The following is a 13,502-nucleotide window of genomic DNA, read 5'->3' as shown; positions in this document are numbered from 1 at the left end:
CACATGCCTGCCCGGCTGCGGATCGCCGTCCGGCTTCGCTTCGGGCCCGAAGCGTCTGGGCGATTCCGGTCAGTCGCGGCGCGGACGTTCGTGCCGGCGCGCCAGCTCGTCCATGATCTCGTCCAGCGGAAGCTTGCGCTCCTGCAGCAGCACGAGCAGGTGATAGATCAGGTCGCTCACTTCGAGGCGCAGTTCGGCATTGTCGCCGTTTTTGGCCGCGATGATCGATTCCGCCGTTTCTTCGCCGACTTTTTTGAGAATCTTGTCGATCCCTTTTTCGAACAAATACGTCGTGTACGCGCCTTCCGGCCGTTCGCGGTCGCGTTCGGCGATGATGCCTTCCAGTTCGCCCAGCACGTCGAAACGTCCGGCCGACTCCTGCGCTCCGGCAGAAGCCGCCGACGTCTGCGCGAATTCCGGCTCCGAACCGAGCACGCGCTCGCTTTCCGCACCGGCGCCGGCCGCGTCGATCACGCCCGTTTCCGCCGCTCCGCCCGCAAGCTCCGCCTTGTTGAAGAAGCAGCTTACCCGTCCCGTGTGGCAAGCCGGTCCGGCCGGAATGACGCCGACCAGCAGCGCGTCGCCGTCGCAATCGTAGCTCAGCGAGACGATCCGCTGCACATTGCCCGAAGTCGCGCCTTTGTGCCAAAATTCCTGCCGCGAACGGCTCCAGAACCACGTCTCGCCTTCTTCGATCGAGCGGCGCAGCGATTCTTCGTTCATGTAGGCGAGCGTCAGCACTTCCTTGCTGTGCGCGTCCTGCACGATCGCCGGAGCCAGCCCCTGCGCGTCCCATTTGACCTGCGCCGCAAACTGCCCGGGCGCAAGGGTCACATCGTTTTCTCTATTCATCTGATTTCGACTCCTTTTTGCTTCAATTGATTCTTCAAGTCCGGAATCGCGATTTCTTTGTAATGGAAAATGGTCGCCGCAAGTCCCGCGTCCGCCGTTCCTTCCGTGAACACGTCGTAGAAATGCTCCGAGGTGCCCGCTCCGCCCGAGGCGATGACCGGCACCGACACTTCGCGGCAGACCGCGCGCGTCAGCTTGAGGTCGAAGCCGTCTTTGGTGCCGTCCGCGTCCATGCTCGTCAGCAGGATCTCGCCCGCTCCGAGCGATTCGGCGCGCCGCACCCATTCCAGCGCACGGATGCCGGTCGGCTTGCGTCCGCCGTGCGTGTACACTTCCCATTCTTCCCACTCCGCGTTGTACTTGGCGTCGACCGCCAGCACGATACACTGCGAGCCGAAGCGCCGCGCGCCTTCGGCGATCAGTTCGGGACGCAGGACCGCCGCCGTGTTGACCGCCGTCTTGTCGGCGCCCGCGCGCAGAATACGCTTCATGTCATCCACCTGCGAGATGCCGCCTCCGACCGTGAACGGAATCGTAATCTCTCCCGCCGTCTGGCGCACGACCTCGACCATCGTGGCCCGTCCTTCGACCGACGCCGAAATATCGAGGAAGACGAGTTCGTCCGCGCCTTCCCGGTCGTAGACCGAAGCCAGTTCGACCGGATCGCCGGCATCGCGCAGATTGACGAAATTAACTCCTTTGACCACGCGCCCGTCCTTGACGTCCAGACACGGAATGATTCGTTTCGCGAGCATACGGCTCCTCCTTTCGACTCCCGTTCTTTTTACATGCGAATCCGCTTGAATGCCGGTCCGCTTAACGCCCGACCGCCTGCAGCGCCGCCGCCAGGTCGATGCTGCCCGTATACAGCGCTTTGCCGACGATCGCTCCGCCGATGCCGTCCGCCGTGTGCGCCGCAAGGCGCTCCAGATCGGCCTGCACGCTCACGCCGCCCGACGCGATCACCGTTTTGCCCGACGCTTTGGCCAGACTCAGGATCGCTTCCACGTTCGGCCCCTGCATCATGCCGTCGCGCGAAATGTCGGTGAAGATGAACGTTTCCGCGCCTTTGGCCGCCAATTCCTTCGCCAGGTCTTCCGCGCGCACTTCGGACGTCGTAAGCCACCCTCTCGTCGCCACGAAGCCGTTTCTCGCGTCGATTCCGATCGCCGCGCGGTCGCCGTATTCGGCCAGCACTTTTTCCGTGAATGCCTTGTCTTCGATCGCCGCCGTGCCCAGAATGACCCGGCTCACGCCAAGCGACAGCAGCAGGCGCACGTCTTCGAACGTACGCAGGCCGCCGCCGACCTGCACCGGCACGTTCAGCGCCGAAGCGATACTGCCGATCAGCTCATGATTGACCGGACGGCCCGCTTTGGCTCCGTCAAGGTCGACCAGATGGATGTACGGGCCGCCGAGATCTGCCCACTGCTTCGCCGCTTCGAGCGGGCTTTCGTTGAACACCGTTTCCTGGTCGTAATCGCCCTGCAGCAGCCGCACGCATTTGCCGCCGCGAATATCGATTGCCGGATAGATCGTAAATGCCGTCATCGTCAGCTCTCCTTTTTCCTCCATATGCTTGTCAAACCGCTTGTCCGCTCAGAACCTGCCCGATCCTTCGGACAGCTTCAGGAAATTGCGCAGCAGGTTCATGCCCAGCTCCCCGCTTTTCTCCGGATGGAACTGCATGCCGTAGACGTTCTCCCGGCCCACGATCGCCGTGACCGGCAGCCCGTAGTCCGCCGACGCGATCAGGTCGCCCGGCTCGCCCAGCTCCACGTGGTACGAATGGACGAAGTAGACGTGCCCTTCTTCCAGCCCGCCGAGCAGCGGCTCGCCGCCGCGCGTGAAGTCCAGCCGGTTCCAGCCCATATGCGGCACTTTGAGCTCTCCGCTCGGGAACCGGACCGCGCGCCCCGGCAGCAGCCCGAGCCCTTCGTGGTCGCCGTGCTCTTCGCTTCCGTCGAACAGAAGCTGCATGCCGAGGCAGATGCCGAGCAGCGGACGGCCTTCGCCCGCGGCGCGGCGCATGACGAGGTCAAGGCCGGTGTCGCGCAGATGGCTCATCGCGTCGCCGAACGCGCCCACTCCGGGCAGCAGCACGCTGGAAGCCCGCATGATCTCGACTTCGTCGCCGGTGATCAGGTATTCGTAGCCGAGCCGCTCCACCGCTTTGCTCACGCTGTGCAGATTGCCCATGCCGTAGTCGACGATCGCGACGGTCATGTTACAGCACTCCCTTCGTCGACGGCACCCCGGTCACGCGCGGATCGATCGATGTCGCTTCGTCGAGCGCGCGGCCGAGCGCCTTGAACACCGCTTCGATCATATGGTGCGTATTGCGGCCGTAGTGCACGATGACGTGCAGCGTGATACGCGATTCCAGCGCGAACTTCCACAGGAATTCATGCACCATCTCGGTGGAAAAAGTGCCGACGAGATTGGACGGATACTCCGCGCGGTACTCGAAGTGCGGGCGTCCGCTTACGTCGATGATGACCTGCGCAAGCGCTTCGTCCATCGGAACGAACACGCTGGCGTAGCGCTTGATGCCGCGCTTGTCGCCAAGCGATTCCAGCAGCGTCCCGCCCAGGCAGATGCCGATGTCTTCGACCGTGTGGTGGTCGTCGATGTCGATATCGCCGTCCGCGTCGACGTTCAGGTCGAATTGGCCGTGCTTCGCGAACAGGTCGAGCATATGGTTGAGAAAAGGAACCCCCGTCGAAATTTCCGATACGCCGGTTCCGTCGATTCCGAACGACAGCTTGATATCCGTCTCGTTCGTCTTGCGCGCGATGCTTGCGCTGCGCGCCCCTGCCTGATTGGCTTCCGTCATCCCTGTTGCCCCGCTTTCTCGTCTGTTGAATTCGGCCCGCCGCGTTCCGCCAGGCGGCGCGGCGTCCGTGTGATCAGTCTGCCCGGCGCGCCGCGCCTTCCTTGTTCACCCGAACTTCGATCGCGCGCGCGTGGCCTTCCAGCCCTTCCCGGCGTGCCAGCTCCATGATCGTTGCGGCATTGGCGAGCAGCGCCTGCTTGCTGTATTGGATCAGACTCGATTTTTTGATAAAATCGTCCACGTCGACCGGCGAAGCGAAGCGCGCCGTGCCGTTCGTCGGAATAATATGGTTCGGCCCGGCGAAGTAATCGCCGACCGGCTCGGAACTGTACGGACCGAGGAAAATCGCGCCCGCGTTCTCGATCAGGCCCAGGCAGTCGACCGGATTCTGCACCATCACTTCCAGATGTTCCGGCGCCAGCCGGTTCACGACGGCGATGCCTTCTTCGAGGCTCCCGGTCACGATGATCGCGCCGTAGTTCTCGATCGAAGCCCGCGCGATGTTCTCGCGCGGCAGCAGCGACAGCTGCCGCTCCACCTCGGCGGAGACGTATTCCGCCACGCGTTCCGACGTCGTCACGAGAATGGCCGAAGCCAGTTCGTCGTGCTCCGCCTGCGACAGCAGGTCGGCCGCCACGTATTCCGGGTCGGCGGTCTCGTCCGCGAGGACGACGATCTCGCTCGGTCCGGCCAGGCTGTCGATATCGACCAGCCCGTACACTTCGCGCTTGGCCAGCGCGACATAGATATTGCCGGGCCCGCAGATCTTGTCGACCCGCTCGATGCTGTCCGTGCCGTAGGCGAGCGCCGCGATCGCCTGCGCGCCGCCGACGCGGTACATCTCGTTCACGCCGGCTTCCGCCGCCGCGACGAGAATGTACGGATCGATCCCTTCGCGGCCGCCCGTTGCCGGCGGCGTGACCATGACGATCTCCGGCACGCCCGCCACCTGGGCGGGAATGACGTTCATCAGCACGGAAGACGGATAGGCGGCTTTGCCGCCCGGTACGTAGACGCCCACCCGGCGCAGCGGCCGGATGATCTGTCCCAGCAGGCTGCCGTCCGGCTGCAGGTCCATCCAGGAATTGCGCTTCTGCCGTTCGTGGAAAGCGCGGATATTCGCGGCCGCGGCCGCGATCGCTTCGATAAAGGACGGCTCGACGCGGCTGTAGGCCGCCTGCAGCTCCGCGTCCGTGACGCGCAGCTGCGAAGCTTCGAGCTTCGTGTGGTCCAGGCTCTCGGTGTAGCGCAGCAGCGCCGCGTCGCCTTCCGCCTTGATGTCGCCGACGATCCGCTTGACGATCGCGACCTGCTCTTCCGAGCCGTATTCCACGTCCCGGCGCAGATCGAACTGTGCCGCTTGTACGATCTTCATGGGGGTTCCTCCCGCTTCTTGTAATCAGGGTCCGGGGTCGGGCAGAGTCTCCGCGTACACTTTCACGCAGCGCAGCGCGACGCAGCGTCCCGTCCCCGGCGACCGTGTTAGACTTTTGCCGCGCCGGCGCCCGGCATGACCTTTTCCAGCTTGTCGCACAGCTGCTGGATCGCGTCGTTCTTCATCCGGTAGCTGACCCGGTTCGCGATCAGGCGGCTCGTGATGCCGAAGATGCTCTCGAGCTCCACCAGTCCGTTGTCCTTGAGCGTCTGCCCCGTCTCGACCATATCGACGATCCGGTCGGCCAGGCCGATCAGCGGCGCCAGCTCGATCGAGCCGTTCAGCTTGATCACTTCGACCTGCTCGCCCTGCTCGCGGAAATAACGCGCCGCGACGTTCGGATATTTGGTCGCTACCCGCAGATGGATACCCGGCTGCCGGTCCGGCAGCGCGATGACCGACATGCGGCAGCGCGCGATGCCAAGATCGAGCAGTTCGTATACGTCGCGGTTCTCTTCGAGCAGCACGTCCTTGCCGACGATGCCGATATCGGCCACGCCGTATTCGACGTAGGTCGGCACGTCGACCGGCTTCGCCATGATGAACTCCATATTCGCTTCCGGAATCGGAATGACTAGCCGGCGCGAGTCGTCCACGTCGTCCGGAATGACGATGCCCGCTTCTCGGAACAGCTGCGCGGCCTTTTTGTAGATGCGCCCTTTCGGCATCGCCACCTTCAGCACTTCTCCCATGCTTCTCTCCTCCTCTTGTCAAAAGATTCTATATCGGCTTCCTTCGATTCAAATTCCTTCAGACTTTCTTCAGACTTCCTTCACGTCGGCTTCCGCTTCCGTTCGGACTGTGATGCGTGCCCGAATCCGTCCATGACGCGGCCCTCTTCGCCGGTCGCCGCCGTTCAGTTCGCCGGCGCGTTCTCCGCCGTCAATCGCAGCACCCGGCTGTAACGGCCGCTCTCGCTCTCTTCCCCGGCGCTCTCCGCCGCAAGGCGCGTGACCGCGGCCCCGCCTTCCGCCCGGATACGGGCGGCTTCGGCCAATGCTTCGGCCCGCCGGTTCGCTTCGTACACGATCAGCGCCGGGCGTTCTTCTTCGCCCGCCGGATCGTCCACGCCGTCGAGAATGCGCGTCGTCTTCAGCGCGAAGCCCGTAGCCGGCACGTCGCGGCCGAACTGCCGCAGCAGATTGTCGTAACGGCCGCCGCTGCAGACCGGGAACCCGAGTTCCGCCGCGTAGCCTTCAAAGACCATGCCCGTATAATACGAGAAATCCCCGATCATCGTCAGATCGATCAGGACATGCTGCGACACGCCGTAGTCGACCAGCGCTTCCCAGACGCTGCGCAGATGCGCAAGCGACTCCTGCGCAAGCGTATGGCCGCTCAGCCCGGCCGCCTGCTCGCAGACCTCGACGCCGCCGCGCAGACGCAGCAGCCCTTCGAGTTCTTCCTGCTGCTCGGGCTTCAGACCGAGCGACTCCGCCGTCTCGCGGAAGCCCACGTAATCGCGATGCAGCAGCCGCTCTTTGAGCGCCTGCTGCGCGTCCGAGCGATCCGGCAGCGCTTCGTCGAACAGCCCGTTCAGGAAGCCGACATGCCCCATCGCGAACTTGAACGTGCCGACGCCGGCCGCCTGCAGCGAAGCGATCGCGAGCGCGATCACTTCCGCGTCCGCCTCCGGCGAACGGTCGCCGACGAGTTCGACGCCCGTCTGGAAAAATTCCGCTTCGCGGCCCGCTTCTTCTTCGATCGCGCGGAACACGTTCGCGTGATAAGACAGCCGCAGCGGCAGCGGTTCTTCGCGCAGCAGCGACGAAGCGACGCGCGCGATCGGCGCCGTCATGTCGGAGCGCAGGACGAGTGTCTGTCCGCGGTTGTTGAGCAGTTTGTACAATTTGCGATCCGGCGTGGAGCTTGCGATGCCGACCGTATCGTAATATTCCATCGTCGGCGTCTTGATCGGGTCGTAGCCCCAGCGGCCCATGCAGTCGAGCACGCTGCGTTCGATCCGGCGCAGCCTTCTCGTCGCGCGCGGCAGATAATCGCGCACGCCGACCGGTTTTTCAAAGCCTTTCGGTTTGGACATAATATTCACCTCTATGAGTTCGTCTCTGTACACAGCCGGGTCTCGCCTGTTACGCATTACCCTTATTTATATTCACCATATCGGAAAGCCCGCCGCCGGGCAACCGCAATCGTCGGCGGCCTGCCGGGCAGCATAGCGGAAAATGGAAAGCCCAATGCTTTACTATGGTACCGTGATAACATGGTAGTAAAATAAAGCGTACGACTATATTATCATTTTGTCCGTATTGGAGTCAACGAGGAACGCCTAATAAATACGACCTCCGCGGCAGCAAAAAAGCTTTTTCCCCGATCGGGGAAAAAGCTTTTTCGACAGAAGAGACGCGACCCGGCCGATCAGGGATTCCGATCGATCACAGATTGCGGTCGGTCGCCGATACCGGCGCGGACGGCCCCGTTTTCTTTTTACGCAAAGACGCAGGTACGCTTCCGAGCAGCACCCACGCCCCCGGAATCCAGCGCAGAATGGCCTGGGTAACGATCCAGGAGACGACGAGCGAGCAGACCAGCCCTCCGTACACCCAGATCAGGTACGTCATCGAACTCATCGGTACCTGATCGAAGAACCAGTCTTTCGTATCCCGGTAATAGCCGAGGATCAGCGGATGGACGAGATAGATCGCAAACGACAGCTCCCCGAGCCGGGTCAGCAGCTTGATCAGCCATTTCGGCCCTTTGCGGTACAGGACGAACGATACCCGCATCAGCACAAGCGCCGTCAGCATCGTGTGCAGATTCCACAGGATCTCGTACCAGATCGTGTCGACGATCAGGCCGTTGAGACGTACCTGCTGGTAGAACCAGATATGCACCCCCGCCACCGCCGCCCACGAGATCCACAGAATCCCGTTCCAGATCCACGCTTTCGTGCGCAGCTTGTTGAGGTCGTTCATAAGCCAGCTCCGTACCTTGTCGAAATGAATCGCCAGCACGGCGCCGATCATGTAATAAGACAGATATGTAATCGCGAGACTGCCTTTGCTCTGATACTGCCATTCGTATTTGTTCCAGATCACGAACGCCCATTGCAGCACAAGTCCGATCGGAATCGCCCAGCGCACGAACCATTTGGACGACTTGAACAGCTTCAGCATCAGCGGGAACAAAATGTAGAACTGCACGCTGATGTACACGAAATACAGATGCGTGTACGCGGTGCCTTCGCTCAGGTTTTTCCAGTAGCGGCCCAGCATCTCCCCGTACGTTTCGGTGCTCGTTCCGAGCGTTCCCGCCACATGCATCTTATAGATGAAATAAATGACCGAGAACAGCACATAAGGCAGCAAAATGTAGAGCAGCCGTTTTTTGTAGAATCCTCCGATCAACTTGCCGTCCAGCGGACGGTTGAAGTAGTTGTAGAACAGCACGAAACTGCTCAGCATAATAAACGAAGGCGTCCCGTATCTGAAAAAGACGTTAAGAAAGTTGATGAGGTAAAAAGCTTTCAGTTCGACGGATTCGACCGTCGCGAGCGAGGTGGCATGTACGTGCAGCACGCCCAAAATGGCCAGCGCGCGAAATGTGTCCAGCTGCGGCAGCCGCTCTTTTTTGATTGAAACAGAACTCAACTCCATTGCTCCCTTCCGCGATGTTGCGCTGCGAACGTGCGCAGCGCTCTGGTTGCCTGATCGTTCCATGCGGACTTCGTATCGGCTACCGACGAAGCGAAAAACGGGATGGCGCAAGCGCCTCCCGTTGTCCGCTCTCTTCGCATTATACCCGACGTTGCAGCCTCGTATCCCTTTTTTTAGTCGTTTTTTAGGAATTTTGCGTTTTTAAGGTCGATTTTTTTACAAAATCAAGGATTTTTCCGTTCGATGACCCGCAGCGGATTGCCGCCGACGAAAGTTCCCGGCTCCACGTCACGGTAGACGACCGAACCGGCCGCTACGACCGCTCCGTCGCCGATCGTTACGCCCGGCAGAATCGTCGTGTTGGCGCCGATCATGACCTCGTCCCCGATAATGACTTCGCCGAGCCGGTATTCGCGAATCAAATACTCGTGCGCGAGGATGGTCGTGTTGTAGCCGATGACCGTGTTGCGTCCGATCGTAATCTTTTCCGGAAAAAAGACATCGACCATCACCATAAGCCCGAAAGCCGTATCCTGGCCCACTTTCATGTGGAGGATACGGCGGTAGATCCAGTTTTTCAGTTCAAGCACCGGGCAGTAGCGGGCAATTTGGATAAAAACGAAATTTTTGACGCCTTTCCAGGGGCTGACCGTCTTGTAGATCTGGCGCAGCGCGTTGGGACCGTCTTCGACGAAATGGCGCTCCGTTTTTCTCATGCTTCCCGACGCTCCGTTCCGGTCAATTCGTACAGGTCGCGCATATCGTGCAGCATATGGTCCGGCCCGTAGCCGGACAGCTCCTGTTCGCCTTTGAGCGACCAGGCGACGGCCGCGGCGCGCACGCCCGCATTCTGGGCCGATTGGATATCGGCCGGACTGTCGCCTACCATCAGCGCCGTCTTTGCTTCCGCGCCCATTTTCTCCAGCGCCATCCGCACCGGTTCGGCATGGGGCTTCGGATGCGTCACATCGGTGACGGTCACGACCGCTTCCATGTACCGGTACAGGTCGAACATCTCCAGCACCTTCATCGTGGTCGGCCGGATCTTCGTCGTGACGACGCCGAGGCGGATCCCGGCCGCATGCAGGTCACGAATGACCTGCTGCACATGCGGGAACGGCTTGACCATCGAGTCGTGGTGAGCCAGATTGTAGGCGCGGTAAGCCTGCTCCAGCTCGCGCACATCGTCGAGGCCGGAGAAGACGCGCAGCTGATTTTGCAGCGTGGTGCCCATATGCGGAATGATCGTCTCCCGCGTCAGCGAAGAGCCGGTCACCGTATTCATGAAAGAGTCGATGATAAGCTGATTGGTATCGATGATCGTGCCGTCCAGGTCGAACAGCACGGTACGTATGGCCGGATTCATGAGGTTCTCACTCCTTGCGCAGAGGATCGTCACCCGAAGGCGGTGTGCGGTCCGTATCGGACGGCGTAGCAGCGATGCGGTCGGCTTCCGATCCCGTCTCCGCGCGATGGCGCTCGTCGATCGCCGGAGGCGCGTTTTCCGGTCTGGACGAGACGATCGGATCGGAATACCGGATATTGGCCTGGCCGTTCATGCGACGGATCACGATCAGCGCGATCGCGATCACGAAGAAGAGGATCGCGACCAGCTGCGAGATCCGGACGTTGCCGTAAGCCGGGTCGAGGTAACCTTCTTCGAAGCCGAACCACGTCATCGGCGTCCACATGCCGTGGATCAGCGAAGCCAGCCAGCCCGGTCCCTGGAACGCGAGGCTGTCGGTGCGCAGCGCTTCAATGAAGAAGCGTCCGATCGCGTACCAGATAAAGTAGCCGATAAAGATCTCGCCGGCACGCACGAACTTGCGGCGGCGGATCACGAAGATCAGCAGAATGCCCAGCAGGTTCCAGCACGATTCGTAGAGGAAGGTGGGATGATGGAACACGCCCTCGATATTCATCTGGTTCACGATAAAGTTCGGCAGGTGCATCGTATCGCGCAGGAAGCTTTCGCTCACTTCGCCGCCGTACGCTTCCTGGTTGACGAAGTTGCCCCAGCGGCCGATCAGCTGACCGGCCAGCAGGCCCGGCGCGCAGAGATCGGCGATTCGCCAAAAGCTGTATCCCTTGATGCGCGTATAGACCACGCCGCAGATCACGGCGCCGATCAGCGCGCCGTAAATAGCGATTCCGCCTTCCCAAATGGCGAAAATCTTCAGCGGATTGTCTTTGTACTGGTCCCATTGGAAGGCCACGTAGTAGAGCCGCGCGCAGATGATGGCCGACGGAACGCCGAACAGCAAAATATCCATAAACAATTCCTGCGGCAGCCCAAAACGCTTGCCTTCCCGCATTGCGATCAGCATGCCGGTCACGGCCCCGAGCCCGAGAATCAGCCCGTACCAGTGCACGGCCAGCGGACCGATGCTGAAAGCGATCGGATTGATCGCCAGTAATGCACCCATTCTTGTTCCTCCCCGTGCGTTTGCCGCATGAAATGTGAAGCAGTCGACGTCTTAGTCCAGATCGTCCGCGTCGTTGTCGATCGTCGCAGTCAATTTGTGCGTAAACTGCTGGGCCGCGTTGTAGCCCATACGCTTCAGACGGAAGTTCATCGCCGCCACTTCGATGATTACGGCCAGATTTCGGCCCGGTCTTACCGGAACCGTCACAAGCGGCACGTCCGTATCGATGATGCGCGTCGTCTCCTCGTCGAGTCCCAGACGGTCGTACTGCTTGTCCGGCTGCCAGTTCTCCAGCCGCACGACGAGCGTAATCCGCTTGTGGTTGCGGATGGCGCCCGCGCCGAACAGCGTCATCACGTTGATGATGCCTACGCCGCGGATCTCCAGCAGGTGACGGATCAGTTCCGGCGCAGTGCCGTCGAGCTGGTTGTCGGCGCTCTGACGAATCTCGACCGCGTCGTCGGCGATAAGCCGGTGGCCGCGCTTGACGAGTTCCAGGGCGGTCTCGCTTTTGCCGATGCCGCTGCTGCCGGTAATGATGATGCCTACGCCGTACACATCCACCAGCACGCCGTGGATCGTCGTCGTCGGCGCCAGCTTGCGTTCCAGGAAGCCGGTAACGCGGCTGCCCAGGCTGGTCGTCGACATGCCGCTGCGCAGAATCGGAATATCGCGTTCTTCGCCGAGCGCGATCAGTTCTTCCGGCACGTCAAAAGACCGGGTGACGATAATACACGGCGTCTCTTCGCTGCAGAGCCGGCTCATCCGGTCCAACTTGTCTTCTTTCGAGAGCATATGATAAAAAGTCAGCTCAGTTTTGCCCAACAGCTGAATGCGCTCCGGCGAATGATATTCGAAGTATCCGGCCATCTCTAGTCCCGGCCGGTTCAGGTCGTCGACGACGATCGGACGGCGTAATCCCTTTTCGCCCGATACGACTTCAAACTGAAACTGTTGAACCAGCTCGGCTACTTTTACCTTTTTAGCCATTGCGTATTCTTCCCTTCTCTCGGTCGTTCTTGTATGGAATCGTCGTGCCGCTTCTAAACGCTATCTTATTCATCGTAAAGGAAATACAGATCGAAAGCAATGCTCGTTCGCTGCCCGCCCCAAACGAAAAAGCCGCCCCGAAGGGCGGCCCTGTAAGCTCTTTCGGAGAGCAGCCGAATTATTTGACGTCGTAGAAGACGTTCACTTCGGATTCTCTTTCGAAGATGTGCGCTTTGTTCATGTCGATTGCCAGTTGAACCTGGGAACCTTCGCGTACGTTCGAACGTCCGTCTACACGGGCGATCGTCGTGTCGCCGCCGAGGCCGGTCAGGTACAGCAGCATTTCGTGACCGAGGTTCTCGGTAACTTCAACGTTGGCCGTGAAGACCGTTTTTGGCGAAGCTTCCAGGAAGACCGGCTCTTCGTGCACGTCTTCCGGACGCAGGCCCAGAATGACTTCTTTGCCGACCATCGATTTTTCGCGCAGGATTTGAGCTTTGCCGCGCGGAATTTCGACGTCAAGGTTCTGAGCCTGGAAGTACAGGCCGTCCGCTTTGTCGACCAGCGTGCCGTTGATGAAGTTCATCGTAGGGGAACCGATGAAGCCGGCAACGAAGATGTTCGTCGGGTTGTTGTACAGATCTTCCGGCGGAGCGGCCTGCTGGATGATGCCGTCTTTCATAACGACGATGCGATCGCCCATGGTCATGGCTTCGATCTGGTCGTGCGTTACGTAGATACAAGTCGTCTCGAGGCGCTTAACCAGTTTCGTGATTTCCGCGCGCATCTGACCGCGAAGTTTCGCGTCCAAGTTGGAGAGAGGCTCATCCATCAGGAAGACTTGCGGATCCCGTACGATGGCGCGTCCCAGGGCAACCCGCTGACGCTGACCGCCGGAGAGTGCTTTAGGTTTGCGCTCAAGCAAATGCTCGATATCGAGAATCTTCGCCGCTTCGCGAACGCGTCTCTCGATTTCTTCCTTTTTCACTTTGCGCAGTTTCAGGCCGAACGCCATGTTGGAGTATACGTCCATGTGCGGGTAAAGGGCGTAGGACTGGAAGACCATCGCGATATCGCGGTCTTTCGGAGCTACGTCGTTTACGACGCGGTCGCCGATATACAGTTTGCCTTCGGAAATTTCTTCCAGACCTGCGATCATGCGCAGAGTCGTCGATTTTCCGCAGCCGGAAGGACCGACCAGGACGAGGAATTCTTTATCTTTGATATCAAGGTTAACGTCGATTACCGTTGCTTTGTCGGAACCTGCGTATTTCTTATAGATATGTTCTAAGCGTACACCAGCCATTGAATGTTGCCTCCCTGTATTGAGGATATGTGTATGAAGCAAA

The 13,502-nt window shown here is 60.3% G+C and carries 14 protein-coding genes; all 14 read right to left on the bottom strand.

Going from position 1 to position 13,502, the window contains the following annotated elements; all coding sequences use genetic code 11:
• Positions 1-69: 69 nt before the first annotated feature.
• Positions 70-852: a bifunctional phosphoribosyl-AMP cyclohydrolase/phosphoribosyl-ATP diphosphatase HisIE gene (hisIE, locus tag FFV09_RS11300; protein WP_141447918.1), complete on the bottom strand. Its 783-nt coding sequence runs from the start codon at positions 850-852 to the stop codon at positions 70-72.
• The gene (gene hisF / locus FFV09_RS11295) at positions 849-1,607 is read right to left on the bottom strand and encodes an imidazole glycerol phosphate synthase subunit HisF (protein ID WP_141447917.1); all 759 of its coding nucleotides are present in this window, start codon (positions 1,605-1,607) and stop codon (positions 849-851) included. The genes hisIE and hisF overlap by 4 nt, the downstream gene beginning before the upstream one ends.
• 61 nt (positions 1,608-1,668) lie before the next feature.
• The gene (hisA, locus tag FFV09_RS11290; protein ID WP_141447916.1) at positions 1,669-2,403 is read right to left on the bottom strand and encodes a 1-(5-phosphoribosyl)-5-[(5-phosphoribosylamino)methylideneamino]imidazole-4-carboxamide isomerase; all 735 of its coding nucleotides are present in this window, start codon (positions 2,401-2,403) and stop codon (positions 1,669-1,671) included.
• A 48-nt stretch (positions 2,404-2,451) separates the two neighbouring features.
• Positions 2,452-3,078 (bottom strand): imidazole glycerol phosphate synthase subunit HisH, encoded by a 627-nt coding sequence (hisH, locus tag FFV09_RS11285; RefSeq protein ID WP_141447915.1) that lies wholly within the window; start codon positions 3,076-3,078, stop codon positions 2,452-2,454.
• Between the two features lies 1 nt (position 3,079).
• Positions 3,080-3,688, bottom strand: a complete 609-nt coding sequence (hisB, locus tag FFV09_RS11280) for an imidazoleglycerol-phosphate dehydratase HisB (protein ID WP_141447914.1) — start codon at positions 3,686-3,688, stop codon at positions 3,080-3,082.
• A 73-nt stretch (positions 3,689-3,761) separates the two neighbouring features.
• Positions 3,762-5,063: a histidinol dehydrogenase gene (gene hisD, locus FFV09_RS11275; protein ID WP_141447913.1), complete on the bottom strand. Its 1,302-nt coding sequence runs from the start codon at positions 5,061-5,063 to the stop codon at positions 3,762-3,764.
• A 107-nt stretch (positions 5,064-5,170) separates the two neighbouring features.
• A complete protein-coding gene (gene hisG / locus FFV09_RS11270) occupies positions 5,171-5,815 on the bottom strand; it encodes an ATP phosphoribosyltransferase (RefSeq protein ID WP_141447912.1) in 645 nt (214 codons plus the stop codon).
• A 164-nt stretch (positions 5,816-5,979) separates the two neighbouring features.
• Positions 5,980-7,164: an ATP phosphoribosyltransferase regulatory subunit gene (locus tag FFV09_RS11265; RefSeq protein ID WP_141447911.1), complete on the bottom strand. Its 1,185-nt coding sequence runs from the start codon at positions 7,162-7,164 to the stop codon at positions 5,980-5,982.
• 352 nt (positions 7,165-7,516) lie between these two features.
• The gene (locus tag FFV09_RS11260; protein WP_246098529.1) at positions 7,517-8,737 is read right to left on the bottom strand and encodes an acyltransferase; all 1,221 of its coding nucleotides are present in this window, start codon (positions 8,735-8,737) and stop codon (positions 7,517-7,519) included.
• Positions 8,738-8,961: 224 nt separating this feature from the next.
• Positions 8,962-9,453, bottom strand: coding sequence for an acyltransferase (locus FFV09_RS11255; protein WP_141447909.1), 492 nt, complete (start codon positions 9,451-9,453; stop codon positions 8,962-8,964).
• Positions 9,450-10,103 carry a pyrophosphatase PpaX gene (gene ppaX, locus FFV09_RS11250; protein WP_141447908.1) on the bottom strand — a complete coding sequence of 218 codons (654 nt, stop codon included), beginning with the start codon at positions 10,101-10,103 and terminating at the stop codon, positions 9,450-9,452. The genes FFV09_RS11255 and ppaX overlap by 4 nt, the downstream gene beginning before the upstream one ends.
• A 7-nt stretch (positions 10,104-10,110) precedes the next feature.
• Entirely contained in the window at positions 10,111-11,163 is a 1,053-nt protein-coding gene (lgt, locus tag FFV09_RS11245) for a prolipoprotein diacylglyceryl transferase (protein WP_141447907.1), read from the bottom strand.
• A 51-nt stretch (positions 11,164-11,214) separates the two neighbouring features.
• Positions 11,215-12,153 (bottom strand): HPr(Ser) kinase/phosphatase, encoded by a 939-nt coding sequence (hprK, locus tag FFV09_RS11240; protein WP_141447906.1) that lies wholly within the window; start codon positions 12,151-12,153, stop codon positions 11,215-11,217.
• 178 nt (positions 12,154-12,331) lie between these two features.
• On the bottom strand, positions 12,332-13,459 hold the full coding sequence (locus FFV09_RS11235; RefSeq protein WP_141447905.1) for an ABC transporter ATP-binding protein: 1,128 nt from the start codon (positions 13,457-13,459) through the stop codon (positions 12,332-12,334).
• Between the last annotated feature and the right edge of the window lie 43 nt (positions 13,460-13,502).

It is taken from the genome of Saccharibacillus brassicae (genome assembly GCF_006542275.1).
In the GTDB taxonomy this organism is placed as follows: Bacteria; Bacillota; Bacilli; order Paenibacillales; family Paenibacillaceae; genus Saccharibacillus; species Saccharibacillus brassicae.
Note: the sequence above shows the minus strand (reverse complement) of the source record. Positions and strands in the feature narration are given on the sequence as shown.